Source organism: Nocardiopsis prasina DSM 43845 (assembly GCF_000341265.1).
Lineage (GTDB): Bacteria > Actinomycetota > Actinomycetes > Streptosporangiales > Streptosporangiaceae > Nocardiopsis > Nocardiopsis prasina.
Genome location: NZ_ANAE01000079.1, coordinates 23,988 through 50,239 on the forward strand (window position 1 = coordinate 23,988; position 26,252 = coordinate 50,239).

A 26,252-nucleotide genomic window follows, 5' to 3' on the forward strand; every position below is an offset into this window, starting at 1 on the left:
GGCCCGCCGCCCTCTCACCAGGAAGTCCCCCATGAGTACGAGCCGCATGCCCCTGGCGCTCAGAGCCCTGCGCAACATCCTGTGGATCATGGTCGTCTTCGGAACGATGGGGCTCGTCCTCTCCCTGATCGGGTTCTCGGTCATGACGGAGGAGGAGATCCACCAGGAGACGGGGATGGGCCGGTCCGCCTCGATCGCGCTCATGCTGTCGACTGCGGTCATGCTCCTGGTCAAGGCGTACGTCGCGGCGTCCCTGAGCCGGGGAGGTCGGGCCCAGCGGTGGTGCGTGCGTGTGGTCGCGGCGTCGTACCTGCTGCCGGGGCTTGTGCTACTGCTGGTCCTGGACGTCACCGGGCTCTTCGACATCGCGGTCGGCCTGCTGTACCTGGCGCTCAACGAGAGCCGGTCGGCCCGGAACTGGTACCGGTCGCGGGCGACGGGCGCGGCTCCGGAGGCGGCCCCTCCGGCAGCCGCTCCGGACGCGGACCCTCCGAGGGCGGAGCCTCCGGTACCGGACGCCCCGGCCCCGACCCCCTGACACGCGTGCGCGCCCCGGCCACCTCCGGCTCCCATCAGGCCGGGGTGGCCGGGGCGCGCGTCCGTGGTGCCGCTCCGGCGGCGTCCTAGAACGGCGTCAGGGTGATCTCCAGCCCCGAGGGGCCGTGGTCCTGGATGTAGGACGCGAAGTCCTCGACGTCGTCGAAGGCGAAACCGTACGCCTTGCCGTCCTCCGTGTGCTCGTGGAACGTCCCGGCGTAACGGTTGGCGATGTCGGCCAGGTAGAACTCGGCCGGGTCGTTGGTGGGCTGGGCGGCGTGGTCCAGCAGGGTGGCGCGGTTGAGCGCCGCCCCCACGATCGCCGCCACGGGGCCCGTGATCCCGTCGTTGGGCGCGGCCAGGGCGCCGTCGCAGAAGAGCACGTCACGGGTGCTGGGCCGGGGGATGGGCGAGACCCCGCCGTCGAACAGCAGCTCGTCGCCCTGGACCCGGCCGGTGAAGGTCCCCGCGTTGGTGGTGACGCTCAGGTCGGTGCCCGCGTAGTGCGACCACACCTGGTCCACGTACGGGTCGTAGTAGTCGGTGGGGAAGATCCCCGCGTCGAGCCCGTGACCGGGGGCGATGATCCGGTGGCCGTCGTAGACCAGGGACGAGAAGTCCGGGTCGGCGGCGAGGGTCTCGAAGATCGCGTCGCGGCCGCCGGGCAGGAGGAAGCCGGTGCTCTGGTCCTCGTTCCCGGTCAGCCGGATGCCGATCGGCACGCTGAACTGGTCCACCATCGAGGTGTTGCAGAACATGCCGTCCTCGTTGTGGGTGAACTCCACCGAGTCGTGCAGGACGTCGAAGCCGTGGTCGTCCTCGACCCAGCCCGCCGGGAGCTGGAGGGCGGGGTTGCCGTCTCCGTCCTCGACGATCCGGATGCCGAGCTTGCCTCCCATGGCGAAGTAGATCCGGCCGGACATGTAGGGGAGCGTCATGCCGGAGAGGGCGCCCAGGGGGATCGAGTAGTCCGTGTAGCCGTCGTCGGTGTTGTCGTCCACGCTGACGGGGTGGGGCGTGCCGTCGGAGTCGACCCAGCAGTGGACGTCGTCGACGAGGTCGGTGCCGACCACGTACACGAGGACCTCGTCGTCCCCGAAACGTCCGCTGTTGTTGGTGACGCTCACCGGGAGCGCTCCCAGGTTGGACGAGTCCGAGACGGGGGCGATGTTCTGGGGCCTGGTGGCGCAACCGGTCGCGCCGAGCAGGGGAGCCCCGACGGCGATCGAGGCGCCGCCCAGGAAGAGCCTGCGGTTGATCATGGAACTCCTCAGTAGCGGGTGTGAAGAGGTGCGCACCATGGAGCCAGGCCGGGGGTGTCCGCGTCAACGGGGTCAGTGGGGCGGATTCGCGTGGCGATCACGTTACCCGTGGTGACGAAGTTGCGTGTGATGTAGATCACATGGGGTGTCCGGGGGTGAGCTCCATCAGAGCGACCCCCCTGTGCCGGTGGCTCCCCGCGACCGACAGCCCCGCCCGCTCGGCCAGGGCCGCCAGCTCGTCGGCGCCGCGCTCCCGGCCCTGGAAGAAGGCCAGCATCCGCAGGTCCAGCTCGCTGACCACGTCCTCGGCGGCGTGCTCGGCCACCAGCACGGTCCCGGCCGGACCTGCCGCCTCCGCGCACCGCCGCAGGATGGCCTCGGCCGACGCGTCGTCCCAGTCGTGCAGGATCCAGCCGAGCACCAGGGCGTCCCCGGTCACCGGCAGCGGATCGAAGAAGCTGCCCTCGACGGCGTCGGCGCGGTCGGCCAGACCCGCCTCCCGGAGGTTGGCTCGCGCCGCCGCCACCGGACCCGGCAGGTCCACCACGGTCCCGCGCGGCCGGTGGAAGCGTTCCAGCAGCGTGATCAGCAGTGATCCGTTCCCGCCGCCCACGTCCACGATGTGGTCCAGCGCCTGCCACTCGTACATCTCCGCGAGGGTCCCGGAGTGGTTGACCATCCGGGCGCTCATGAGTTCGTCGAACGAACGGGAGAGCTCCGGGTCGGCGGACAGGTCCTCCCAGAAGTTCGAGCCGTCGAAACGCAGGGAGTAGGCGCTCCGGCCGGTACGCAGCGCCTCGGCCAGCTCGGACAGGCAGAGGTCGGCGCGTCCGTGCGCCCCGTCCCCCGCGAACCAGCCGAGCCGGGAGTACGGGTGGTCCGACCGCAGGGACGCCCCCACGGCGGTGAGCGCGAACCGGTCCCCCTCCAGGGTGAACAGATCCTCCTTGACCAGGTACCGCAGCACCCGCGACAGGCCGTCCGGGTCCGCCCCGACCGCGGCGCCGAGTTCGGCCGCCGTGCGCGGCCCCTCGGCCAGGTGGTCGGCGACCCGCAGCGTGGCCACCGCCCGGATCGCCATCGGGGTGACCGGGCTGGCCAGCGACCAAAGACGTGCGGACGCCTCCCTGGCCTCCTCGGTGCTCCCGTGTTCCCCACGCTCTGCGCTCATCGGGCACGCTCCAGACAACTCGGGCCGTCTTCTCCTCGGCTCCTCCGGACACTACCCAGAGCGGGGCGTCTCCATGGGCGCAATCTCCCCACACGTGGCGATCCGGGGCCCGCCCCACGAGCGCCCGAGACCGACCGCACCCGGACGGGTGCCGGCCGCACGCCGCTGACCCGGCCCCGAGGGAGACCGGGCCGGGTCAGTCGGTGGCGCGGCGGGTGGTCAGCCCGCCAGCCGCTGGGCGGGCAGCGGCACCGAACGGCGCTCGCGACCCGTGTAGCTGCTCAGCGGACGGATGAGCGCGTTCGCCTCCTGCTGCTCCAGGATGTGCGCGGTCCACCCGGTGATCCGGGCCATCACGAACAGCGGCGTGAAGGTCGGGACCTCGAACCCCATCAGGTGGTAGGCGGGGCCCGCCGGGTAGTCCAGGTTCGGGTGGATGCCCTTGCGCTCCACCATCGCCGTCTCCAGGGCCTCGTACAGCTCCATGAGCTCGTCGGCGCCCTTGAGCGCGGCCATCCGGTCCAGCGCCTCGCGCATGGTCGGCACCCGGGAGTCCCCGTGCTTGTACACGCGGTGCCCGAACCCCATGATCTTGCGCTTCTCGGCCAGGGCGGTGTCCAGCCAGTCGGAGGCGCGGTCGGCCGAACCGATCTCCTGGAGCATGTGCATGACGGCCTCGTTCGCGCCCCCGTGCAGGGATCCCTTCAGGGCGCCGATCGCGGCCGTCACGGAGCTGTAGATGTCCGAGAGAGTCGAGGTCACGACCCGGGCGGTGAACGTGGAGGCGTTGAAGCTGTGCTCGGCGTAGAGGATCATCGACACCTCGAAGCAGCGCACCACCTCGGTCTCCGGCACCTCCCCGAAGCACATGTGGAAGAAGTTCTCGGCGTAGTCCAGGCCCGGGTCCGGCTGGATCGGGTCCAGACCCTGACGGCGCCGGTGGTCGGCGGCGACCACCGTGGGCAGTCTGGCCATCATGGCCTCCGCCTTGACCCGGTTGGCCTCGACCGAGTTGTCGTCCTCGGTGGGGTCGTCCGCGCCCAGGTAGCTGATGGCGGTGCGCAGCACGTCCATGGGGTGCGCGGTCTCGGGGAGACGGCGCAGCAGGTCCAGGGTGTGCCGGTCCAGGGCGCGGTTGGCCCGCTCGCGGGCGGTGAACTCGCGCAGCTGGCCCGACGTGGGCAGCTCCCCGTACCAGAGCAGGTACGCGACCTCCTCGAACGTGCACGAGGCGGCCAGGTCCTGCACCGGGTAGCCCCGGTAGGTCAGCGAGTTCGAGGCCTCGTCGACCATGGAGATCTCGGTGGTGTCGACCACCACCCCGGCCAGTCCCTTGCGGATCGCCGTGTCGGTCATGCTCACCACATCCGTTCAGATCCTGAAGTTGTAGACGTCGTCGTCGAAGGCGCTGTACGAGGCGTAGTCGATGAGTTCGTAGAGGCGGGCGCGCGTCTGCATGCGGTCCACGAGCCCCGCCTGCGTGCCCTCGTCGCGGAGGGTGCGCAGTCCGTCCTCCACGGCGCCCATGGCCAGGCGCAGGCTGGTGACCGGGTAGATCACCATGTCCATGCCGAGGGACTCCAGCTGTTCCACGGTGAGCAGCTCGCTCTTGCCGAACTCGGTCATGTTGGCCAGCAGGGGCACGTCCACCGCCTTGCGGAAGGCCTCGAAGTCCGCCGGGCCGCGCATCGCCTCGGGAAAGACCATGTCGGCTCCGGCGTCCACGTACGCCTTCGCCCGCTCGATCGCGGCGTCCAGGCCCTCCACGGCGGCCGCGTCGGTGCGCGCGCAGATCACGAAGTCCTCGTCTCGGCGGGCGCTCACCGCCGCCCGGACGCGGCGTACCATCGTGCCGGTGTCCGTGACGGTCTTGCCGTCCAGGTGCCCGCAGCGCTTGGGGTTGACCTGGTCCTCCAGGTGGCACCCGGCCAGCCCGGCCTCCTCCAGGGACCGCACGGTGCGGGCGGCGTTCATGGGTTCCCCGAACCCGGTGTCGGCGTCGATGATCGTCGGAAGGTCCGTCACCCGGGCGATCTGGCCCCCGCGCCCGGCCACCTCGGTGAGGGTGGTCAGGCCGATGTCCGGCAGGGCGAGGTCCGCGGCGATCACGGCGCCGGAGACGTACACGCCGTCGAAGCCGAGTTCCTGGACGAGGACGGCGGTGAGCGGGTTCATCGCGCCGGGAACCCGCAGGAGCCGGTCCGAGGCGAGTCCCTCCCGAAGAAGCCGCCGCCTGGCGTTGGGTGACGTGGTGGACTGCGACATCAGAAGATCCCCTTCGAGGTCGGCAGGTCGCTCGGCGCGGTGGCCGTGTCCTCCGCGAAGGACAGCTGACGCACCTCGTCGGCGGTGAGCTCGGGCAGGCGTCCCACCAGGCCCAGGAAGCGGTCCTGCTCGTCCTTGGACACGACCCCCTCGGCGAGGGCGCGGAACTTGGCGACGTAGTCCGGGCGGGTGAACGGGCGGGCACCGAGCGGGTGGGCGTCGGCCATCGCGATCTCGTCCTCGATCACGGAGCCGTCCGCCATCTCCACCACCACGCGGCCTCCGAAGGCCTTCTCGTTCGGATCCGTGGCGTGGTACCTGCGGGTCCACTCCGGGTCCTCCACCGTGCTGATGCGGTGCCACAGCTCCACGGTGTCCGGCCGCTGGGCGCGCTCAGGGGAGTAGGAGCGCTCGTGGTGCCACTCGCCGTCCTGGAGGGCGACGGCGAAGATGTAGGGGATGGAGTGGTCCAGGGTCTCCCGGCTGGCGGTGGGGTCCATCTTCTGCGGGTCGCCCGAACCGGTGCCGATCACGTAGTGCGTGTGGTGGCTGGTGTGGATGGTGATCGAGCGGACCCGGGACGTGTCCCCGACCTTCGGGCCCAGCCGTCGTGCCAGGTCGATGAGGGCCTGGCTCTGGTACTCGGCCGAGTGCTCCTTGGTGTAGGTGTCCAGGATGCCGCGCTTGGCCTCACCCGGTGCGGGGAGTTCGACCACGTACTCGACCCCCGGGCCGCTGAGCAGGTAGGCGACGAAGCCGTCCTCGCCCTCGTAGGCGGGGGAGGGGGCGCCCTCGCCGCGCATGGCGCGGTCCACGGACTCCACGGCCATCTTCCCGGCGAACGCGGGGGCGTACGCCTTCCAGCTGGAGATCTCGCCCTTGCGCGACTGGCGCGTGGTGGTGGTGACGTGCAGGGCCTGCTGGACGGCCTGGTAGACGGTCTCGGTGTCGAGTTCCAGGAGCGTGCCGATCCCGGCCGCGGCGGAGGGGCCCAGGTGGGCGATGTGGTCGATCTTGTGCTCGTGCAGGCAGATGCCCTTCACCAGCGCGACCTGGATCTCGTAGCCGGTGGCGATGCCGCGCACCAGGTCACGGCCGTCCCGTCCGAGGTGCTGTGCGACGGCGAGGATCGGCGGGATGTTGTCCCCGGGGTGCGAGTAGTCGGCGGCCAGGAAGGTGTCGTGGAAGTCCAGTTCCCGGACGGCCACCCCGTTGGCCCAGGCCGCCCACTCGGGGGAGACCCGCGTGGACGACGGGGTGCCCATGACGGCCGCGCCGGGGTTCAGAGGGTGCCGGGTGGCCTGAGCCCGGGCGCTGCGGACGGGACGGCGGCGCAGTGAGGCGGCGGCCACGGCGGCGTTGTCGATGATCCGGTTGCCGATCATCTCCACCACGGCGGGTTCGACCCGGACCGGGTCGGTCGCCACGGACGCGATCCGGTGGGCCAGCTGCTCCTCCTTGGCGGGCCCCTCGGAGCTCCGGTGGACCCGGACGCGGTGCTGCACCATGTTCATCCCCTCGACGCGGTATCTGTGCAGCCGAGGTTCGCACGGGGAAATGCCTGGTGGAAGGCCCGAAACCTGCTGAGTCGTGCTAACCGAGGGGTGTGTTTTCGCTAAGTCGGCCAAGTCGGCTGAGGCCACTTCAAGCGTGGGAGGCGCGTAGGGTCAAGAGTTGCTGAGTTAATGCACTAACTAACGTCACCCCGGTACAGTCGTTATATGCACCGCACACTGCACCTCGCCGTCACGGTGACACCCGACCACGAAGCCGGTGGTTACGTGGCTCGCGCTGTGGACGTCGAAGTCGCCTCCCAGGGCGAGACCGAGCAGGAGGCCCTGGACGCGCTCACCGAAGCCCTGGAGCTGTACTTCGAGGGTGACCAGTAGGTGCCTGAGAGCTGCTCCGGCGAGCTGCGGGCGCCGCTCGCCAGCGGGTTCGCGGTGCCCTTGTGTCCTGGCGGATTCGCTTACTCGTACACGCTGGAGTGATGGCCAACATGCACCACCCAGATGATCAACTGGTCCTCTTCCACCGTGTAGATCACTCGGTAGTCCGCGACTCGCAGTCGCCTGACCTCAGGGTTTCCGACCAAGGCGGTTGTGTCGTACCCCCCAAGGGGTCCGACTCCAGATCGGTGAGCTTTCGGAATATCGCCATGGCCACATTCCTTGGCAGCTTTCGCGGTTCGGAGCGGGCTTCAGGCCGAAAGACGGTTCGGTAGCTCACTCAGGGCCTTCCAGGATTTCCGCCATCACCTGTTCCATGGGGATCCCGGGTTCGGGGTTACTCATGCGCTCGTTGATCATGCGCATGATCTCCTGCTCTTCGAGCTGCTGGTAGCGGCGCAGGAGTCCGATCGGGACGACCGCTGCGATCTCTCTCCCGCGTCTCGTGATGACGGTCGGCGCCTCCCGGTCCGCACGATCGACTACGTCGGCGATGTGGTCACGCACCTGGCGGATGGACTCCACCGGCATCTCACTCATGGAACCGATGGTGCACATGGCACGCTTGGTCCACGTGGAGTTTCGCGAACTCTCCAGGCTCACGCTGGCCTGCGTTGTACTCGGGGCATGTAGGGGCGGACGAGGGAGCCCGTGCGGTGGTGCTCTGGCCAGAGTTCCATCAAGCCGCTTGGCAGGTCGCTGTGGACGGTGAGTTCCGGGCGGGGAAGTGGTCCCCGGTGGTGGGTCAGTTCCGGCCTTCGGGGTGCCGGGGACAGTGCGACGCGGTCGCGGCGGAGGGGCTCGGTTCGGGTGGGGGCGCCGATCACCTGGCACAGCGCCCACGCCACCGTCGAGGCGAACATCCACCACAGTCGCGAGGTCATCGAAATCCGGGGCCTGCGGTGGCGTCCACCAGTAGAGTTCTGCACAGTCGATTCCCTGTCTTGGTCAGGTGGTTGATCAGCCCCGGGGGTCGGTGTTGGTAGCGCCGCCCCGGGGCGTTCTGCTGTGTGCCCGGTTTTGTGTGTGCCTGACCAGGCCGAACAGGCGTGCCTTCTAGCTGGCAAGTGCGAGCCAGCTCTCCCCCAGGTCCGGTTCCCGGTCCAGCCGCACCATCGCGCGCATCTCCAGCGGGAAGCCGCGTCGGCCCTCCCACCACCAGTACTCGGCGATCCGGTCCACCAGCCACAGCCCCCGGCCGCCCGGGTGCATCTCACCGGGCTGACGGTCCACCACCTGGGGCATCTTCACGCCGCCGCGCAGCCGGGGTCCCTGGTCGACCACGCTCATCAGCGCGACCTGGTTCCCCAGGAGTTCGAAGGAGATCCCCATCCGGCCGTGCGGCTCTCCGGTCGCGGTGTGTTGCACGGCGTTGGTCGCCAGTTCACTCAGCACCAGCTCGACCCAGAACCCGCTCCCGTCCTGGAGCCGGGCGTTGCGCAACAACCACTCGCGTGCCAGAGCCACGTCCTTGGGGTTGCCACCGAAGTAACCCCATCGCGCGGACGACCGTCCCACCCCACCACCGGGTCGCCGAGGCCCAGGTATCCGACCACTGACCATGACTTCTCCTTCGAATCAACATCCACTCTCGTGTGATCGCCCTACGCTTAGAAGTATCCACGGAGAGCGACCTTCTCGCAATAGATGCTGGGGAAATTTTCCCGAGAACGGATTGCGGGAAGTTGGCCCGGGGGTGTGGGATGCGTCAAACTGGACACCTCCCGACTTCCGGAGGTCATTGGTGGGGCAGAGTCCAGCAGGCGTCACTCGGCGCACCATCGCGCGAGTCATGAAGCGTGCGCGGCTCCGCGCGGGCATCAAGAGCGGAACGGCGGCGCAGCACGCGGACATCAGCCCCGGCACGCTGACCAAGTACGAGAAGGCCGAGAACCCCTGGCCGGTGCCGGTCGTCTACGTGCTCAGCGAGTTTTACGGGCTCTCCGTGGAGGACCGTGACAGGCTCGTCGCGCTGGCCCGCCAGAAGGAACTCGGCTGGTGGCATCGCCATCAGGAGATCCCCGAGTGGTTCGAGTCCTATGTCGGGCTGGAAGCCGAAGCTCACACCGTGTCCAACTACGAGGACGGTGTCATTCCTGGGCTGCTCCAGACCGAGGAATACGCGCGTGCCATCCTTGCCGCTGACATCGACGCTGGTTCGGACGAGCAGGTAGAGGGCCACGTCACCGTACGGATGCAGCGCCAAAAGCGGATCACTGAAGAAACTCCCCTTCAGTTCGACACGGTGTTCAACGAGAGCGCGCTCTACCGCGCTGTTGGCGGCGCAGAAATCATGTCTGAGCAGCTTGGCCACCTTCTGGAGTGCGCCGAGCTGCCCAACGTGGATCTCAGAGTGCTCCCCTTTGAGGCCGGTGCTCACCCAGTGACGGGAAGCAGCTTCGTGCTCATGCAGTTCCCCGACCTGCTGGACAACGTCAGCTTCGAGGACATCGCACTCATCGAGTACCGGACAGGAGCCCTCTACCTGGAGAAGGACCAAGAGGTCGATCTCTTCGCGCGTATCTTTCAGCGCCTACAGAGCCAGGCGCTCAGCCAAGAGGAATCCGTCAAGCGCATCCAGCGCATCCGCAGTGAACGATTTGAAGGATGAGGCACAAGGTGGCTTTCAACAAGGCCGAGAAGACGGCCTGGCACAAGTCAAGCTACTCCGGTAGCGGAGGTGGCAACTGCGTGGAGGTCGCGGAAGGGCAGGACGTCCTGGTTCGCGACACGCAGCACCGGGAGCAGGGCCACCTCTCCTTTGTGAGCGGCGAGTGGGCCACCCTGCTGAACACCCTCAAGCGCTGAACTACTGCTGAGACGAGCTAAGACCCCCTTCCATCCCCGCTAAGCCTGCTAACGCCTGGTGAGACACCTTCGGGTTAGCCTGGCGGGGACGGAAGGGGCGGCACAGTGCGCAAGGTCTTCGCGGGTCCACGGCTGCGCAGGCTGCGGCAGGAACACTCGCTCAAACAGTCCGAGCTCGCACGTGAGCTGGGAATCTCCGCCGGTTACCTCAACCAGATGGAGCACAACCAGCGCCCGCTGAGCGTTCCCGTCCTGCTGAGGATCACCGAGGCCTTCGGGGTCGATCCCAGCTTCTTCGCGACCAGCGACACCTCGCGGCTGATCGCCGAGCTCCGGGAGGCCCTGACCGACGTCCCCACCGGGGACCAGGTGAGCCCGGACGAACTCGACGAACTCGCCTCCGCCATGCCCTCCGTCGCCCGGGTCCTGGTGGACCTGCACCGGCGGTACCGGGACGTCTCCGGGCAGGCCGCCGCGCTCGCGGAGGGCCGCGACGGCGCGGAGTCGTCCGTGGCGCCCATGGCCTACGAGCAGGTCCGCGACTTCTTCTACGAACGCCAGAACTACGTGGGCGAGCTCGACGAACGCGCCGAAGAACTCGCCACCCAGCAGGGTGTCGAACCGGGCCGCGCCCACATCGTCCTCGCGCGTCTGCTGAAGGAGCGGCACGGCGTCAGGGTGGAGAGTGAGGCCCCCGGCAACGAGGGCGCTCGCAACCGGGTCTTCGACTCCGAGCGGCGGGTCCTCACCCTGGCCGCACACCTGCGCCCCGGTCAGCGCGCCTTCCAGCTCGCCACCCAGCTGGCCTTCCTCGAACACGGCCCCCTCCTGGACGAGCTCGCCCAGGGGGAGGAGCTCACCACCGATCAGGCGGTCCGGCTGGCGAGGATCGGCCTGGCCAACTACTTCGCGGGCGCGTTCATCCTCCCTTACCGCGAGTTCCAGTCGGCGGCGGAGGCCGAGCGCCATGACATCGAGCTGCTCGCGGACCGCTTCGGCGTGGGCTTCGAGACCGTCTGCCACCGCCTCTCCACCCTGCAACGACCCCGGCAGCGGGGCGTGCCCTTCTCGTTCGTGCGCGTGGACCGGGCGGGCAACATGTCCAAGCGCCAGTCCGCCACCGGCTTCCACTTCTCCCGCTCGGGCGGTACCTGTCCGCTGTGGAACGTCTACGCGGCCTTCTCCGCCCCGGGCGTCATCCAACGGCAGATCGCCCAGATGCCCGACGGCCGCTCCTACTTCTGGGTCGCGCGCACGGTGACCAGGGGATACGGCGGTTACAGGGCCGCCCGCAAGACCTTCGCGGTCGGTCTGGGATGCGAACTCCGGCACGCGAACCGGCTCGTCTACGCCACCGGCCTGGACCTGGCCGACCCGGGCTCTGCCACCCCCATCGGCCTGGGCTGCAAGGTCTGCGAACGCCCCGCCTGTCCGCAGCGGGCGTTCCCCCCGGCCGGTCGCTCCCTGTTGGTCAACGAGAACTCCAGCACGGTCTCGCCCTACCCGGTCGCGGACCACGCGGACAGGGTCGGGCTCGACCCGCGCTGACGCTCAGGGGCAGGAGTCGTACTCCGCGGACGTGCTCCCGGCCGGGGCGTCGTAGCACTGGCTGATCGGCGGGATGCCGGAGACCCCGGGCACGTGGTCGGGGTCTCCGAAGGTGAGCGGGCCGCGCGCGGGGGCGCCGGGGAAGGTGAGGACCAGCTCGTCCCCGACGGTGCCGCCCCGGGACGAGGACGGCACCGCCGTGGGTCCTGGGCCCTCAGACCGGACGGTGCTGGGAAGGTGCCTGATGCGTCGCCTGGGCCCGTGCCTGGTACTCACGGACAAGCCGACGGCGGTGCTCCCCGCGCTTGACCCCCACTGTGATCAGCAGGACCAACGACACGACGAAGCCGGTGAAGCCGGACAGCATCATCACCCCGACCCCGGCGAGCATCCGGTTGTCGTAGGCGACGGCAGCGTCGGTGTCCGCGATCACGTACTCCAGGTCGGGTGGTCCGTCGCAGGTCAGGATGTACCGGCCGGGGGTGTTGAACGTGGCGGAGTGGACCAGTCGCCACTCCTCGTGGCTGAACCCGACCACCTTCTCCGTGAACCTCGGGGTCCCCGCGCCGTCCAGCGCGCAGGAGAACCGGTACTCCTCGTCCGACTGGGCATTGGAGAACAGGCCCAGGGACCCGGTCTGCTCCTCGGTGACCTCGAACGTGGTCGTGCCGGAGCCCCGGACCACCTGGGAGACGTGCTCCGGAGGCTGGTGGTGGGAGAACCCGGTTCCGAAGGCGGTCGCCCCCAGGACGATCCCGAGGGGAAGGGCGAGGGCGCCGACCACCATCCACCGGCGGCGGGGGCGGATGTCCTTCGCGGGGATCTCGACTCTGGGGGGTGGACCGTACGCGGGGTGGAACGCCGGAGCACCCACGGGAGCACCCATCGGCACCCCCATCGTCGCGGCCCGCTCGCGCTGGGCCCGCTCGGCGCGTTGGCGGGAGAGCCTGCTGGAACGGATGAGGAGCACGATCAGACAGGTGATCGTGGAGACCATGAAGGTCAGGATCGGGGTCAGGATACCGCCGACGATCAGCCCCGGTGAGGCGTCCGGGTTGTCGCTCAACAGAAGGATGCTGACCAGCAGGTTCGCCGGGAAGAGCGCGCCCACCCAGTACCAGAGCCGGGAGGGGCGCACATCGGGCGGACGTTCCCCGGCCTCCTGCCGCGGAGGCGGTTCGGGAACGGGATTCTGCGGGAGGTGGTGCGGGGGCGGCGGAGGGGGTGCGCCCTGCGGGGGCCTCGGCGGCTGGTGCCCTGGCGGGGTGGGGTTCCGTGGGGGCTCACCGGGCTGCGGGCCCGGGGTGGGGCCGCCGGTCTCGGGGGTCGGCATGGGTCCTCGTGCTTTCGCGGTCAGAACTGGTGAGGGGACTGCTGCGCCACCTGGGAGGAGGGCCTCGTGCGAGCTGATCTCCGGCGCAGTGCCGTGACCACACCGACCACGATCGCCGCGAGGAGCACGGCCGGGGCAACGAAGACGACGATCACGGCGGTGACGAAGAGCTGGGCCTTCACGGCGTGGAGGGTACCGGCGGACGCCAGGGCGAAGTCGTTGGTCGAATCGGCGCACGTGATCCTGTAGAGGCCGGGCTCCGAGGTGTCCAGGTTCCCCAAGGTGTCCCAGTCGCCGTAGCCCTCCGCGTTCAGGTACCAGGTTCGCGGGATCGACAGGTCTCCCGACGGCGGGTAGAAGATGCAGGTTCCCTTGGCTTCACCGGAGGTGAAGAGCGCCCACGCGTCGGCCTCGCCCTCGGCCACCTCGAGCTCGATCATGTCGTCCGACGTGAACTCCTCGGTGATGGCCGGGGAGAGCTTGATCGGGTTGCTGTTCAGCAGGAGGGACAAGCCGAAGAGCAGCACTGCGGCGAGGGCCAGGGCGCCGGACCACCGGTAGCCGCGTTCGTGGGAGGGCCGCCGAGCGGACGGAACGGGGTACGGGTTCGGATGCTGAGGGGGAGGGGGCATGCACGCAGTGTCGCAGAACCCTGCGACAGAGGAGAAAACGAGGAATCAGCGGGCATTCCGACCTCGTCCGGTCCGAGCCGGGGACGCGTTCGGGTACACACGCGACGTCCTGGGGCAACTCGCCCGTGGCCTCGGCCGAGACCCTTGTCAGGACCCCTCCGCGCGGGTTGACTCGAGGGCCCGGGACGGAGGCCGCCGGGGGCCGCACCGCCGCGAGGAAGGGGCACGCCGATGGCCGGAGCATGGAACGCGTGGACTTGGGAGAGCGATCCCGACACCCTGCGCCGGGACGTGGCCGTCGCGCACGAACGCTTCACCGGCTCCGGACGGCTCAGCGGCCGGGTGCGCCCCGTGGTGGGGGAGTCCTGGCGGCGCAGCGCCCTGCACGGGGTGGACCCCGACCGCACGCTGCCCCGCCTCGAACTCACCGGCCCCGCCCTGCACGCCCACCGCAGTGCCCACCCGATCTCCGTTGCCATGCCCCTGCTGCGCCGTCTCCTCCTCGACACCGCGCCCGGACCGCAGATCGTGGCGGTCGGCGACGTCTCCGGCCGTCTGCTGTGGGTGGAGGGCGACCACCGCCTGCGCAGCAGCGCCGAGGCCATGCACTTCGTCGAGGGCGCCAACTGGCACGAGAGCTCGGTGGGGACCAACGCGCCCGGGGTGGCCCTCACCCTCGACCACGAGGTGCAGGTCTTCGCCAGCGAACACTTCAGCCGGGGCGTCCAGCGCTGGAGCTGTTCGGCGGCGCCGTTGCACGACCCCGACACGGGCGCGCTGATCGGCGTCCTCGACCTCACCGGCGCGGACCACCTCGCCTCACCGCAGGCCCTGGCCCTGGTCAGGGTGGCCGCCACCGCCGCCGAAATGGAGATCCGGGCCCAGCGGACCAGCGGGCTGCTCCCGGCGCCCCGCGCGGAGGGGGACGCCGTCTCCCGGTCCGGTTCCGCTCCGGGCCCGGCCCGCCTGCGCGTCCTCGGCCGCGACCACGGACTGTTCGAGGCCGACGGGGAGACCGTCGAGCTCAGCACCCGCCACTCCGAGATCCTCCTGCTGCTCGCCCGCCACCCGTGCGGCCTGACCGGCGACGCTCTCGGCGCGCTGCTGCACGAGCGGGACGCCGCCCCGGTCACGGTCCGTGCGGAGATGTCCCGCCTGCGCCGACTGCTGGGCTCGGGGGTGCTCGCCTCCCGCCCCTACCGGCTGTGCAGACCGCTCACCACCGACCTCGACGAGGTGCGCCGCCACCTGGCCGAGGGGGCCTACCGCCAGGCCGTCAGCGTCTACGAGGGACCCGTGCTGCCGCGCTCCGAGGCGCCGGGGGTGGCCGAGGCCCGCGAGGAACTTCAAGCCGAGGTGTGCGAGGTGCTCGCCACCGGGGCCGATCCCCAGGCGCTCCTGGCCTGGTCCGACCGGCCGGAGTGGCGTGAGGACCCACGGGTCCTGACCGCCGCCCTGCGTGCCCTGGATCCGGACTCACCCCGGCACGCCGCCCTTCGAGGGCGGCTGCGCAGGCTCGGAGCCTGACCTGTGCGCGACCCGCGGGGACCGCTGCCGCGACTGCGACGTGACTCCGCCGCGCTCGCCGCACCCCCGCGGCGACTGCGACGCGACCCCGCCGCGCTCGCCGCACCCCCGCCGCGACCGCGACACGACCCCGCCTCGCGCAACGTGGTCGCAACCTGCGGGTAACTAGCGTCACACCTCCCTGTTCCAGGAGCCGGGCGGGCGCCTCGCCGCGCCCGCGCAGCGACACAAGGAGGCACCCCACCATGGTGATCTACGCTCCCCCAGGTGAGTCCGGCAGCGTCGTCGAGTACGCGCCTCGCTACGAGAACTGGATCGGCGGCGAGTGGGTCAGACCGGTCAGGGGCCGCTACTTCGAGAACCCCACCCCGGTCACCGGCCGGACCTTCACCGAGGTCGCCCGCAGCGGTGCCGAGGACGTCGAACTCGCCCTCGACGCCGCGCACGGCGCCGCGCCCGCATGGGGCCGCACCCCGGCGGGCGAACGGGCGCTCGTCCTCAACCGGATCGCGGACCGGATGGAGGAGCACCTGGAGCGGCTCGCGGTGGCTGAAAGCTGGGAGAACGGCAAACCGGTCCGTGAGTGCCTGGCCGCCGACATCCCGCTGGCCATCGACCACTTCCGGTACTTCGCCGGGGCCATCCGCGCCCAGGAGGGGCACAGCTCGCAGATCGACGCCGACACCGTCGCCTACCACTTCCAGGAGCCGCTGGGGGTGGTCGCCCAGATCATCCCCTGGAACTTCCCGATCCTCATGGCGGTCTGGAAACTGGCCCCGGCCCTGGCGGCGGGCAACGCCGTGGTCCTCAAGCCCGCCGAGCAGACCCCGACGTCGATCCTGGTGCTGGTCGACCTCATCGCCGACCTCCTGCCACCCGGTGTGGTCAACATCGTCAACGGCTTCGGGGTCGAAGCGGGCAAGCCGCTGGCCTCCAACCCGCGGGTGCGCAAGGTCGCCTTCACGGGTGAGACCACGACCGGCCGACTGATCATGCAGTACGCCTCCGAGAACCTCATCCCGGTCACCCTGGAACTGGGCGGGAAGAGCCCGAACATCTTCTTCGCCGACGTGGCCGCCGAACGCGACGCCTTCTACGACAAGTCGCTGGAGGGGTTCACCATGTTCGCCCTCAACCAGGGGGAGGTGTGCACCTGTCCGTCGCGCGCCCTGGTGCAGGGCTCGATCTACGACGGCTTCATGGCCGACGCCCTGGAGCGGGTCGGCCGGATCAGGCAGGGCGACCCGCTGGACACCGAGACCATGCTCGGCGCGCAGGCCAGCAACGACCAGCTGGAGAAGATCCTGTCCTACGTCGACATCGGCCGCCAGGAGGGCGCACGGGTGCTCGCCGGAGGCGGCCGGGCCGAGATGGGGGGCGACCTCGCGGGCGGCTACTACGTCAGCCCCACCGTGTTCGAGGGCCAGAACAGCATGCGGATCTTCCAGGAGGAGATCTTCGGCCCAGTGGTCTCTGTGGCGCGATTCGACGACTACGCGGACGCCGTCAAGACCGCCAACGACACCCTGTACGGGCTTGGCGCGGGCGTGTGGTCCCGCGACGGCAACACCGCCTACCGGGCCGGGCGCGACATCCAGGCCGGGCGCGTGTGGGTGAACAACTACCACGCCTACCCCGCGCACGCCGCGTTCGGCGGGTACAAGCAGTCCGGGATCGGCCGCGAGAACCACAAGATGATGCTCGACCACTACCAGCAGACCAAGAACCTGCTGGTCAGCTACTCGGAGCAGGCTCAGGGGTTCTTCTGATGGACACCTCCCACGAGCCCGGGGCGGCCGGTGCCGCGCCCGTGGAGAGGGTCTCCCTCACCGAGGGGGCGGCCGCCCTGCTCCGGGAGCTCACCGCCGACCACGGGCCGTTGATGTTCCACCAGTCCGGCGGCTGCTGCGACGGCAGCTCACCGATGTGCTATCCGCTCGGGGAGTTCCGCACCGGCGCCTCCGACGTGCACCTGGGCGACCTCGACGCCGGACTGCCCGACCCGGTACCGGTGTGGATGTCCCGGTCCCAGTACGAACTGTGGAGCCACACGCACCTGACCATCGACGTCGTCCCCGGCAGGGGCTCCGGCTTCTCCGTGGAGGCCCCGACCGGCAACCGGTTCCTGGTGAGGTCGCGCCTGATGACCGACGAGGAGGCGGAGCGCCTGGAGTGAGGAGGTGGCTCCACCGTGGGAGCGGTCGGGGGCCGGAGGAACACTGTTCCTCCGGCCCCCGACCCCAGGTGTTCGGCCCCGCTACGCGGTGCTGCCACCGCTCTTCTGGGCGGCCTCGGCCCGCCGCTTGGTGTCCAGGCGGTCGGCCAGCTCGTCGGTGACCACGAGGTCCTCACGGATACGCCCGGTCCGGTAGCCGACCCGGGCCGCGATGTGCCCGGCGACCGGGACGGTGACCACCTGGAAGAGCCCGACCAGGAGCAGCGTGCCGACGCTGAAGGTGCCGGTGTCCTCCTGCGGGACCAGCCGCAGGGCGATCCCCACCAGCACCAGCAGCAGCCCCAGGACCTGCGGCTTGGCGGCGGCGTGCATGCGGGAGAGCAGGTCGGGGAACCGGACCAGACCCACGGCGGCGACGAAGGACAGCATGGCCCCCGCCAGGATGCACAGGATCGCGATCCAGTCCAGGACGTTGACGAGCTGGTCACTCACGGTTCTCCCCTTCCCCCGTGGTTCCCGGGTGGATGACGTCCTCCGGGCGGGCGTGCTCCTCGGGACGTCGGGCGACGAACTTGGAGATGCTGATCGATCCGACGAAGCCGAGCAGCGACAGCACCAGCAGGGTCGGCAGGATGGTGGGGTCCCTGAAGAACGCCGCGTAGGCGCCCAGCCCCGTCAGGGCCGAGGCGAGCAGGACGTCCACGGACAGGGCCCGGTCCAGGATGCTCGGCCCCAGCAGGAGCCGGGCGGTGCACAGCAGCGCGGCCACCCCGAGCAGGACGGCGACGATGACCCACAGCGCGCTCACGTGTTCCCCTTCCCGGCGGCCTGGGCGGCCTCCAGTTCGGCGATGTTCTCCCGGGTACCGAGCGCCCGAACGATGCGCTCCTCCAGTTCGAGGATGTCCTCCTTGGCCTTCTCCGCCTCGGCCTCGCTCTCCGCGCCGAGCACGTGCACGTACAGGACGTGTTCGGGCTGGGCCACCTCGACGATCACACTGCCGGGGATCACCGAGACGGTGATGGCGGTGCACACCAGCATGAGGTCGGAGTCGGTGCGCAGGCGGACGGACACCACCGAGCTCTTGACCGGAGGGCCGGGGCGGAAGACCTGCGCCGTCACCTGGAAGCTGGCGACGGCCATCTTCACCAGGACGTAGAAGAACATCCGCACGCCCTGCACCGGCCAGAACCGGAACCCCGGCACGATCGGCGGCAGCGGGAAGACCATCATGATCGCCACGGACACCGTGAAGCCCAGGAGCGCGATGCCCAGGGACTCCGTGCGCGGCTGGAAACCGTCGAAGAGCAGCATCCACACCACGGTCATGCCGAGGGCGACGGGGATCTGTACCTTGCCCAGACGGTGCCGGAAGGCGCGCACCCCCTGCTTCTTCCTGGTGTTCAGGTCGTTCACTGTGAGCCTCCGACTCCGAGGACCGCCTCGATGTAGGGCGTCTGCGCGATCAGCTCGACCGCCGCCTCGGAGGAGTAGGCGATGAGCGGACCGGCGAACACGGTCATGGCCAGCCCGAACGCGACCAGCGCGATCGTGGCGCCGACCATGCTCTTGGGCAGGACCACCGAGGTCACCACCGGGGCGGCCGCGGTGGTGGTGTCACCGAGCCGGGACGACGGGCCGACCGCCTCGCCCGACGGACCGAGCGCCGCCGTGGAGGTGTCGTCGGCCTCGGAGTCGTCCAGCACGGTGCCGGGCTCGGCCACCATGCCCTCCGCCGGGGTGCGCCAGAACGCGTAGTTCCAGACCCGGGCGATGACGTACAGGGTGAGCAGGCTCGTCAGGACCGAGGCGCCGACCAGCGTGTACGCCAGCGGGGTGCCGGACTCCACACCGGCCTGGATCAGGCCGATCTTGCCGAGGAACCCGGACAGCGGCGGGATGCCTCCCAGGTTCATCGCGGGGATGAAGAACAGGATGGCGAGCATCGGCGCGATCTTGGCCAGGCCGCCGAGGTGGTCCAGCGAGGTGGACCCGCCCCTGCGTTCGATCAGTCCCGTGACCAGGAACAGCGTGGTCTGCACGGTGATGTGGTGCGCGATGTAGAACACGGCGCCCGCCATGCCGAGTTCGCTGCCCAACGCCACACCGAACACCATGTACCCGATGTGGCTGATCAGGGGGAACGACAGTAGTCGCTTGATGTCCGTCTGCGCCACGGCGCCCAGGATGCCCATGATCATCGTGGCCAGCGCCACCCACATGAGCATCTGGTTGAGCTGCGTGCCGGGGAACATCAGGGTCTCGGCCCGGATGATCGCGTACACGCCGACCTTGGTCAGCAGGCCCGCGAACACGGCCGTGACCGGAGCCGGTGCGGTCGGGTAGGAGTCGGGCAGCCAGGCGGCCAGCGGGAACACCGCCGCCTTGATACCGAAGGCCATCACGAGGATGACCTCCAGGACCAGGGCCAGCTCCGTGGAGATCTCCGGGAGGCGCTCGCCCAGCTGGGCCATGTTCACCGTGCCGGTCGCGCCGAAGATCAGCGCGATGGCGATGAGGAACAGCACCGAGGAGACCAGCGAGACGACCACGTAGATGGCGCCCGCCCGCATCCGCGACTGCGTACCCCCGAGGGTCAGGAGCACGTAGCTGGCGGTCAGCAGGATCTCGAAGCCCACGTACAGGTTGAAGAGGTCACCGGCGAGGAAGGCGTTGGAGACACCGGCGACCAGGATCAGGTAGGTCGGCTGGTACACCGACAGCGGTGCCACCTCCGCCTTGCCCGCCATCCCCTGGCCGATGGAGTAGATCAGCACGGCGAGCGTGATCGCCGCCGACACCGTCACCATCAGCGCGGACAGCCGGTCCGCCACCAGCGTGATGCCGATCGGCGTCTCCCAGCCGCCCACCTGGACGGCCTGCGGGCCGAACATGTCGGCTCCCACCATCAGCGCGGCACCGATGACGAGCACCAGCGCCAGGGTGATGACGCTCAGCCACTGCTGGACCCGGGGCCAGCGGATACCGAGGGCCAGCTTGACCCCGGCCGCGAAGAGCGGCAGCACCACCGGCAGCGGAATGAGGTAGTGGAGGAAGCCAGCGAAGTAGTCCCATTCCATGGTCAGTCGTTCCCTTGCAGATCGCTGTCCTCCGCACGAGCCAGGCGTTCGCGCTCGGCCCGCATGGTCTGGCTCGCCTGGCGCCGCTGCGAACGGATGCGGCGGCGCAGCTCGCGCCACAGCTCGCGTTCGGCGGCGCGGTCGGCGCGCCGGTGCTCACGCAGCCTCTTCCGGCCGAGCCGGATGCGACCGCGCAGCTCCGTGACCTGGTTGACCATGCTCTGCTGACGGTCGGTCAGACGGCGCACGGTCTCCTCGGAGCGTTCGTCGCCCTGGCCGTCCTCGGCCTCGACCTCGAACCGGGCCAGCTCGGCCTGGGCGGCCGCGATCTCCGCCTTGATGCGGGCCTGTTCGGCCAGCTCCTGGGCGTCGGCCGCGGCGATGGTCGCCTGGAGTTCGGCGCGCTGGCGGCGGATGTCCGCCCGCAGCCGTCGGCGCTCCTGGAGGAAACGCTGACGCACGGCGCGGCGGCCCTCGCCCTGCACGATCCTGAGGTCCTCGGCGTCGTCCTGGACCTCGTCGTTGCCCTCCAGCTGCCAGCTCCGGTAGGCCAGTGCCAGCAGGAACGCGGTGATACCGAGGGTGATGACGATCGCCGTCAGGATCATCGCCTGGGGCAGCGGGTCCGTCATCTCGTCGTTGGTCGGCGTGAACCACAGGACCGGCGGACCGCCGGCCTGCCCGGCCATGGCCAGGATCATCAGGTTGACGCCGTTGCTCATCACGATGAAGCCCAGCAGCACGCGGGTGAGGCTGCGCTCCAGGAGGAGCACGACGCCGACCGCCACGAGGACGCCGATGACGATGACGAGGGTCAGGCTGGGTGACTCGCTCACGAGGTGACCTCCTCTGCACGGGCGGCGGTTCCGGGCGCGGAGCCCTCTTCCTCCGCGTGCGCGGCGTCGCGCTCGATCTGTTCGTCGATGCGGGCGCCGAGACTGCGCAGGATGTCCAGGATCAGGCCGATCACCAGCAGGTAGACCCCGATGTCGAAGAACAGCGAGACCGTGATGTGCGGGCTGCCCAGGATTCCGAGGTTGACGTACCAGTCGTTTCCGGCGAGCACGTCCCCGCCGAAGATCGCGCCGCCGATGGCGACACCGGTGGCCAGCGCCAGACCGGCGCCGATCAGGGCGCCCGGCTGCACCCAGGCGGTGGCGTACAGCTCGAACCTGCCGCCCGCGAGGTAGCGGACGATGAACGCCAGGCCCGCCACGATGCCGCCGGCGAAACCTCCGCCGACGTCGGTGTGGCCGGTGAGCATCAGGTACAGCGAGATCGCCATGATCACCGGGAAGAGGAAGCGCGAGACCACCTCGAAGATCAGCGACCGGCGCTCGGTGGGCAGGCTGTCCGCCCCCGGCAGCCAGGTGCGGTTCCACTGCGGCTTCACGTGCATGCTCTGCGGGGCCACCCGGAGGTTGCCCAGGTCCACGCTTCCGTGCCCGTTGGTGGGCTCGGGGGGCTTGGTGACGGACAGCGCCATCACGCCGCCCGGGGCCTTGCGGGGCTGGGCCCTGCGCCGGACGAACATCAGGCTGGCGACACCGGCGGCCGCGGCGGCGAGCACCGAGATCTCACCCATGGTGTCCCAGGCACGGACGTCCACCAGCAGGACGGAGATGATGTTGTAGCCGCCCGCCTCCTCGGCCGCGGCCGGGTAGCCCTCGGAGATCGAGGGCTGTAGGCGCCCGGCCAGCGCGAACCAGGTCATCGTGGCCACCATCAGACCCGTGGCGAGCCCGATCGTCATGTTCCAGATCCGGCGGCCCTTGAGGGCCGGTGCCGAGAAGTGGGACGGGAAGCGGCGCAGCACCAGGACGAAGACCACCAGGCTGACGGTCTCGACGAGGAACTGGGTGAGCGCGATGTCCGGTGCGCCCTGGAGGTAGAAGAGCGCGGCGACGCCGTACCCGCCGATCCCGACGAGGATCACCGCGAACAGGCGGCGTCGCACGAACAGGATGAACAGGCAGGTGATGACGATGATCAGGGCCGGGATGACCTGGACCGGAGTGTCCCAGAGCCGGAGCTGCGGGTTGGGTCCGTCCCAGATCCGGCCGGTGATCATCGGGATCCCGGCCGCCACGACCAGCACGATCAGGATGGTGCCGAGGTAGACCGGGAGCGAACCGCGCTGGGTGCTTCCGGTGACCTGGAGGGCCAGGTTCTCCAGCCCGGCGAGCATCCGCCGGTAGTTGCGCTCGGGGTTGACGAAGGCCAGGCGGGTGCCCAGCCACACCACCTGGTTGCGGAAGTAGAAGAGCACCAGACCGCCGACCACGCAGACCGCGGACAGCAGGAGCGGCAGCTCCCAGCCGTGCCACAGGGCGAGGTAGCTCTGGTACGTCTCGTGGTCCCCCATCGGGACGGTGTCGGCGTAGACCGCGAAGAGGGGGTCGGCCCAGTAGGAGAGGAGACCGCCGAACAGGCTCAGCGCGGCCAGCGTCACGGCCGGGGCGAGGAAGAGCGCTCCGGGGGCGTGGACCGGGGTGGGCTGGACGCCCTCCTTGTCGAAGAAGGCGCCCCACATGAAGCGGAGGCTGTAGGCGACCGTCAGGGTCGAGCCCAGGACCAGGCCCACCAGGACCACGGTGTCGAGTGCTCCGCCGTGGGTGTAGGCGCCGAAGGCCAGTTCCTTGGCGGCGAAGCCCGCGGTGGGCGGCAGACCGGCCATGGAGGCCATGGCCACGATCGAGACCCAGTAGGTGGTGGGCATGGACTGGCGCAGGCCGGACAGCTCACGCAGGTCCCGTGTCCCGGTGCTGTGGTCGATGATGCCGACCACGAGGAACAGCGGGGCCTTGAACAGCGAGTGCGCGACCAGCATGGCAAGACCGGCGAGGGCGGCGGCGCGGGTCCCCGTGCCCAGCAGGGCGATGAGGAACCCGAGCTGGCTGATGGTGCCGTAGGCCAGGACCAGCTTGAGGTCGTACTGGCGCAGGGCCTTCCACCCGGCGAGGACCATGGTGACCACGCCGAAGAACAGCGCCATGCCCTGCCAGACCGGGACGTCCCCGAAGGCCGGGGTGAGGCGGGCGACCAGGTAGACGCCGGCCTTGACCATCGCCGCGGCGTGCAGGTAGCCGGACACCGGAGTGGGGGCCTGCATGGCGGCGGGCAGCCACAGGCTGAACGGGAACAGCGCCGACTTGGACATGGCGCCGATCATGATCAGCACCAGGGCCCAGGTGACCACGGGACCCGTGGCGGGCGGATCGGCGACGATCTCGGAGATCACGTAGGTCCCGGCGGTCTCGCCGAGCATGATCATGCCGACGAGCATGGCCAGACCGCCGAAGGTGGTGACGGTCAGGGCCGTCATCGCCGCCCGGCGGCTCTCCTTCATCTCGGCGTTGTGTCCGACGAGGAGGTAGGAGAAGACCGTGGTCAGCTCCCAGTAGATGAAGAGCTGGATGAGGTCGTCGGCCAGCACGAGGCCGAGCATGGCCCCGGCGAAGGCGACGAACACACCGGCGAAGCGTCCGAGACCGGGCTCGGAGTCGTTGAAGTAACGCGCGCAGTAGATCAGGATCAGCGTGCCCACGCCAGCGGCGATGAGCGTCATGACCAGGCCGAGGGCGTCCATGTGGAGGCCGAGCCGGAGCGAGAACTGGGGTGCCCACGCGACGGACTCGGAGAGGCTCTCGCCGTTGAGGATGGCGGGGAGCTGGAAGAGGGCCCACACGGTGGCCAGACCCGGGACGATCGCGAGCGCGTAGAAGCCGTTACGGCCCCAGAGGCGCACCAGTAACGGTGCGACCGCAGCTGTGATGAAATGCGCGACCAGCACTGTTGTCAATGCGCCCCTCCCGGACCGGTCCGGGCCCACCCGGGTGTTCGGGCGGACGTCCACGCCCCCGCAGCAAACAACTCCGCCACAACCGGATCGGTGGACGGGGTGTCGTTACCGTTTTGAGGGGGCATGGATTAACTTGAACTTGCGTGCGCAAGCTATTTAATAGCTAGACTACACAAACGTCAAACCTCCGCGCGGGTCGAGGACCCGCGTCACTGCCCAGCCTGCGAGGACCGTTTCGTGCCCGACGAGACCCCCGAGCCCTGTTCTGATCAGCAGGAATCACCCGAGCCCAACGCTGCCGAACTCGAGGAGTTCCAGCGTGTGTGGACCGAACTGATCAACGCCGCGCTCCATGCCCGATCGCGGGGCGGGCACGGGCATCGCGGTGCCGAAGAACTCACCCTGACACAGTCGTTGCTGATGGAAGCGGTACGCGGCATGGACCAACCCAGTGTCGGTGCGGTTGCTCACATCGTCGGCGTGTCGTCCCCTTCGGCCACCCGGATGATCCAACAGCTGGAGCGCAAGGGGATGATGGCCCGGCGCCGCTCCGAACGTGACGAACGCAGCACCGTGGTCGCCATCACGGACGAGGGCGAGCGGGTCCTGGCCGAGCGGCGCAAGTACATGGAGCGCAAACAGCGCCAGGTCTTCGACGCGATAAGGCCGTCCCTGCGGCCGGTGGTCCTCGACGTCCTGCGGGACCTGCGCGAAGCCATAGACGACACCTGACCGCCGCCGCCCCTCGCCCGGCCAGTCTGCCCGTGGCAGATCTGCCCCAGGCCGAAAAAGTGGAGGTCAGAGCTCTCCCCAGCCCAGGCTGAGAGTGCCGGCCGGAACAGACACGCGGTCCGTTCCGCAGACGCCGGACCGAGGAGAGCTCATGCCGATCCACCAACAGCTCGTCGCGGAGCACCCGCCGAGCGGGACCTTCGACGACCAACTGGCCGCCCGGCTGCTGCGGAGCCGCGTCGTGCTCCTGGGAACCCAGGTCGACGAGGAGAGCGCCAACCGAGTCTGCGCCCAGCTTCTCCTGCTCGCCGACGAGGACCCGCACCGGGACATCACCCTGGCGATCAACAGCCCCGGGGGAGTGGTCTCCGCCGGGCTCGCCATCTACGACACGATGAACTTCGTCCCCAACGACGTGTCCACCCTCGTCATGGGGTTCGCCGCGAGCATGGGGCAGTTCCTGGCCTGCACCGGTGCGCCCGGCAAGCGGTACAGCCTGCCGCACGCCCGGATCATGATGCACCAGCCGTCCGGGGGGCTGGGCGGTACGGCGGCCGACATCGCCATCCAGGCCGAGAACCTCGCGCACACCAAGCGCACCATGATCGAGCTGATCGCCCGGCACAGTGGCCAGAGCGAGGAGACCATCGCCGAGGACCAGCACCGGGACGCCTGGTTCACCGCGGAGGAGGCCCGCGCCTACGGGTTCGTCGACCACGTGGTGGCGTCGGTCGACCAGATGGAGGGCGCGATGCGCCTGGGACGGGGAGCGACCGGCTTCGGTGCGCGGACGGGGGGCGCCAGATGAGCGGGCGCTACACGGTGCCGATGGTCGTCGAGCGGACCCCGAGCGGAGAGCGTTCGTTCGACGTGTTCAGCAGGCTGCTGTCCGAACGCATCATCTTCCTGGGCACGCCGATCGACGACGACGTGGCCAATGTGGTCATGGCGCAGATGCTCCACCTGGACTACGAGAGCCCGGACCTGGACATCCAGCTGTACATCAATTCGCCGGGCGGCTCGAACACCGCGCTGACGGCCATCTACGACACGATGAGCTTCGTCCGCGCGGACGTGGCCACGGTGTGCATGGGGCAGGCCGCCTCCGCCGCAGCGGTACTGCTCGCCGCCGGCGCCCCCGGCAAACGGGCGGCGCTGGAGCACTCCCGGGTGCTGCTGCACCAACCGTCCACGGAGGGGCGGGGCGAGGCCGCGGACCTGGAGATCCAGGCCGCCGAGATCCTGCGGGTCCGGTCCCAGGTGGAGGAGATCCTGTCGCGGCACACCGGTCAGACCCAGGAGCGGCTGCGGGCCGACACCGACCGGGACAAGATCTTCACGGCTCACCAGGCCCGGGAGTACGGGCTGGTGGACGGGGTCATCATCACCCGGGAGCTGACGGCCCCGGCCGCCGCCTGAGGTGAGAGGTG

At 69.7% G+C, this 26,252-nt stretch carries 28 protein-coding genes; 11 read left to right on the forward strand and 17 right to left on the reverse strand.

Annotation, left to right across the window (positions count from 1 at the left end; genetic code table 11):
* Window positions 1-31: 31 nt before the first annotated feature.
* Complete coding sequence (locus D452_RS0103695; protein ID WP_152498519.1) at window positions 32-538, forward strand: hypothetical protein; 507 nt, start codon at window positions 32-34, stop codon at window positions 536-538.
* Between the two features lie 85 nt (window positions 539-623).
* On the opposite strand, the gene D452_RS0103700 is transcribed toward D452_RS0103695, so the two are convergent.
* The 5 genes from D452_RS0103700 to D452_RS0103720 form a co-directional block, all read right to left on the reverse strand.
* Entirely contained in the window at window positions 624-1,799 is a 1,176-nt protein-coding gene (locus D452_RS0103700; RefSeq protein ID WP_017542804.1) for a beta-1,3-glucanase family protein, read from the reverse strand.
* A 136-nt stretch (window positions 1,800-1,935) separates the two neighbouring features.
* Complete coding sequence (locus D452_RS0103705) at window positions 1,936-2,970, reverse strand: methyltransferase (protein ID WP_017542805.1); 1,035 nt, start codon at window positions 2,968-2,970, stop codon at window positions 1,936-1,938.
* Between the two features lie 219 nt (window positions 2,971-3,189).
* Complete coding sequence (locus tag D452_RS0103710) at window positions 3,190-4,326, reverse strand: bifunctional 2-methylcitrate synthase/citrate synthase (RefSeq protein WP_017542806.1); 1,137 nt, start codon at window positions 4,324-4,326, stop codon at window positions 3,190-3,192.
* Window positions 4,327-4,341: 15 nt separating this feature from the next.
* Window positions 4,342-5,235: a methylisocitrate lyase gene (gene prpB / locus D452_RS0103715; protein WP_017542807.1), complete on the reverse strand. Its 894-nt coding sequence runs from the start codon at window positions 5,233-5,235 to the stop codon at window positions 4,342-4,344.
* Complete coding sequence (locus D452_RS0103720; protein WP_026128940.1) at window positions 5,235-6,743, reverse strand: MmgE/PrpD family protein; 1,509 nt, start codon at window positions 6,741-6,743, stop codon at window positions 5,235-5,237. The genes prpB and D452_RS0103720 overlap by 1 nt, the downstream gene beginning before the upstream one ends.
* 213 nt (window positions 6,744-6,956) lie before the next feature.
* Between D452_RS0103720 and D452_RS29405 the strand changes: the two genes are divergently transcribed.
* Window positions 6,957-7,124 carry a type II toxin-antitoxin system HicB family antitoxin gene (locus D452_RS29405; RefSeq protein ID WP_017542809.1) on the forward strand — a complete coding sequence of 56 codons (168 nt, stop codon included), beginning with the start codon at window positions 6,957-6,959 and terminating at the stop codon, window positions 7,122-7,124.
* Window positions 7,125-7,204: 80 nt separating this feature from the next.
* Here D452_RS29405 and D452_RS31225 read toward each other — a convergent pair whose 3' ends face one another.
* From D452_RS31225 to D452_RS0103740, 3 genes are all read right to left on the reverse strand, one after another.
* On the reverse strand, window positions 7,205-7,330 hold the full coding sequence (locus D452_RS31225; protein ID WP_017542810.1) for a type II toxin-antitoxin system RelE family toxin: 126 nt from the start codon (window positions 7,328-7,330) through the stop codon (window positions 7,205-7,207).
* A gap of 130 nt (window positions 7,331-7,460) precedes the next feature.
* On the reverse strand, window positions 7,461-7,724 hold the full coding sequence (locus tag D452_RS0103735) for a type II toxin-antitoxin system prevent-host-death family antitoxin (RefSeq protein ID WP_204366594.1): 264 nt from the start codon (window positions 7,722-7,724) through the stop codon (window positions 7,461-7,463).
* A gap of 516 nt (window positions 7,725-8,240) precedes the next feature.
* The gene (locus D452_RS0103740) at window positions 8,241-8,651 is read right to left on the reverse strand and encodes an ATP-binding protein (protein WP_026128942.1); all 411 of its coding nucleotides are present in this window, start codon (window positions 8,649-8,651) and stop codon (window positions 8,241-8,243) included.
* A 325-nt stretch (window positions 8,652-8,976) separates the two neighbouring features.
* Here D452_RS0103740 and D452_RS0103745 point away from each other — a divergent pair, with 325 nt between their 5' ends.
* The 3 genes from D452_RS0103745 to D452_RS27650 all read left to right on the forward strand — a co-directional run bounded on the left by D452_RS0103745 (window position 8,977) and on the right by D452_RS27650 (window position 11,540).
* Window positions 8,977-9,795, forward strand: a complete 819-nt coding sequence (locus D452_RS0103745; RefSeq protein WP_017542813.1) for a helix-turn-helix domain-containing protein — start codon at window positions 8,977-8,979, stop codon at window positions 9,793-9,795.
* Between the two features lie 8 nt (window positions 9,796-9,803).
* Window positions 9,804-9,992: a DUF397 domain-containing protein gene (locus D452_RS0103750; protein ID WP_026128944.1), complete on the forward strand. Its 189-nt coding sequence runs from the start codon at window positions 9,804-9,806 to the stop codon at window positions 9,990-9,992.
* 105 nt (window positions 9,993-10,097) lie between these two features.
* Window positions 10,098-11,540, forward strand: coding sequence for a short-chain fatty acyl-CoA regulator family protein (locus tag D452_RS27650; protein WP_017542815.1), 1,443 nt, complete (start codon window positions 10,098-10,100; stop codon window positions 11,538-11,540).
* 3 nt (window positions 11,541-11,543) lie between these two features.
* Here D452_RS27650 and D452_RS0103760 read toward each other — a convergent pair whose 3' ends face one another.
* From D452_RS0103760 to D452_RS0103770, 3 genes are all read right to left on the reverse strand, one after another.
* A complete protein-coding gene (locus D452_RS0103760; RefSeq protein WP_017542816.1) occupies window positions 11,544-11,735 on the reverse strand; it encodes a hypothetical protein in 192 nt (63 codons plus the stop codon).
* Window positions 11,736-11,754: 19 nt separating this feature from the next.
* A complete protein-coding gene (locus D452_RS0103765; RefSeq protein WP_017542817.1) occupies window positions 11,755-12,678 on the reverse strand; it encodes a hypothetical protein in 924 nt (307 codons plus the stop codon).
* Window positions 12,679-12,893: 215 nt separating this feature from the next.
* Entirely contained in the window at window positions 12,894-13,505 is a 612-nt protein-coding gene (locus D452_RS0103770; RefSeq protein ID WP_152498520.1) for a hypothetical protein, read from the reverse strand.
* Between the two features lie 231 nt (window positions 13,506-13,736).
* Here D452_RS0103770 and D452_RS0103775 point away from each other — a divergent pair, with 231 nt between their 5' ends.
* From D452_RS0103775 to D452_RS0103785, 3 genes are all read left to right on the forward strand, one after another.
* Window positions 13,737-15,032 (forward strand): GAF domain-containing protein, encoded by a 1,296-nt coding sequence (locus D452_RS0103775; RefSeq protein WP_017542819.1) that lies wholly within the window; start codon window positions 13,737-13,739, stop codon window positions 15,030-15,032.
* 245 nt (window positions 15,033-15,277) lie between these two features.
* Window positions 15,278-16,801: an acetaldehyde dehydrogenase ExaC gene (gene exaC, locus D452_RS0103780; RefSeq protein WP_017542820.1), complete on the forward strand. Its 1,524-nt coding sequence runs from the start codon at window positions 15,278-15,280 to the stop codon at window positions 16,799-16,801.
* On the forward strand, window positions 16,801-17,208 hold the full coding sequence (locus tag D452_RS0103785) for a DUF779 domain-containing protein (protein WP_017542821.1): 408 nt from the start codon (window positions 16,801-16,803) through the stop codon (window positions 17,206-17,208). Before exaC ends, D452_RS0103785 begins: the two co-directional genes overlap by 1 nt.
* Window positions 17,209-17,289: 81 nt before the next feature.
* On the opposite strand, the gene mnhG is transcribed toward D452_RS0103785, so the two are convergent.
* From mnhG to D452_RS0103815, 6 genes are read right to left on the reverse strand one after another with little or no spacing between them, the layout of a single operon-like run.
* Complete coding sequence (mnhG, locus tag D452_RS0103790) at window positions 17,290-17,700, reverse strand: monovalent cation/H(+) antiporter subunit G (protein ID WP_017542822.1); 411 nt, start codon at window positions 17,698-17,700, stop codon at window positions 17,290-17,292.
* Window positions 17,693-18,016: a monovalent cation/H+ antiporter complex subunit F gene (locus D452_RS0103795; RefSeq protein WP_017542823.1), complete on the reverse strand. Its 324-nt coding sequence runs from the start codon at window positions 18,014-18,016 to the stop codon at window positions 17,693-17,695. The genes mnhG and D452_RS0103795 overlap by 8 nt, the downstream gene beginning before the upstream one ends.
* Complete coding sequence (locus D452_RS0103800) at window positions 18,013-18,624, reverse strand: Na+/H+ antiporter subunit E (protein WP_017542824.1); 612 nt, start codon at window positions 18,622-18,624, stop codon at window positions 18,013-18,015. Before D452_RS0103800 ends, D452_RS0103795 begins: the two co-directional genes overlap by 4 nt.
* Window positions 18,621-20,288 carry a Na+/H+ antiporter subunit D gene (locus D452_RS0103805; RefSeq protein WP_017542825.1) on the reverse strand — a complete coding sequence of 556 codons (1,668 nt, stop codon included), beginning with the start codon at window positions 20,286-20,288 and terminating at the stop codon, window positions 18,621-18,623. The genes D452_RS0103800 and D452_RS0103805 overlap by 4 nt, the downstream gene beginning before the upstream one ends.
* Window positions 20,289-20,290: 2 nt before the next feature.
* Window positions 20,291-21,124, reverse strand: a complete 834-nt coding sequence (locus D452_RS0103810) for a Na(+)/H(+) antiporter subunit C (RefSeq protein ID WP_017542826.1) — start codon at window positions 21,122-21,124, stop codon at window positions 20,291-20,293.
* Window positions 21,121-24,081 carry a Na+/H+ antiporter subunit A gene (locus D452_RS0103815; RefSeq protein ID WP_026128945.1) on the reverse strand — a complete coding sequence of 987 codons (2,961 nt, stop codon included), beginning with the start codon at window positions 24,079-24,081 and terminating at the stop codon, window positions 21,121-21,123. The genes D452_RS0103810 and D452_RS0103815 overlap by 4 nt, the downstream gene beginning before the upstream one ends.
* 246 nt (window positions 24,082-24,327) lie before the next feature.
* Here D452_RS0103815 and D452_RS0103820 point away from each other — a divergent pair, with 246 nt between their 5' ends.
* From D452_RS0103820 to D452_RS0103830, 3 genes are all read left to right on the forward strand, one after another.
* The gene (locus D452_RS0103820) at window positions 24,328-24,822 is read left to right on the forward strand and encodes a MarR family winged helix-turn-helix transcriptional regulator (RefSeq protein WP_017542828.1); all 495 of its coding nucleotides are present in this window, start codon (window positions 24,328-24,330) and stop codon (window positions 24,820-24,822) included.
* 151 nt (window positions 24,823-24,973) lie between these two features.
* Window positions 24,974-25,630 (forward strand): ClpP family protease, encoded by a 657-nt coding sequence (locus tag D452_RS0103825; protein ID WP_017542829.1) that lies wholly within the window; start codon window positions 24,974-24,976, stop codon window positions 25,628-25,630.
* Entirely contained in the window at window positions 25,627-26,241 is a 615-nt protein-coding gene (locus D452_RS0103830; protein WP_017542830.1) for an ATP-dependent Clp protease proteolytic subunit, read from the forward strand. Before D452_RS0103825 ends, D452_RS0103830 begins: the two co-directional genes overlap by 4 nt.
* The last annotated feature ends 11 nt before the right edge of the window (window positions 26,242-26,252 follow it).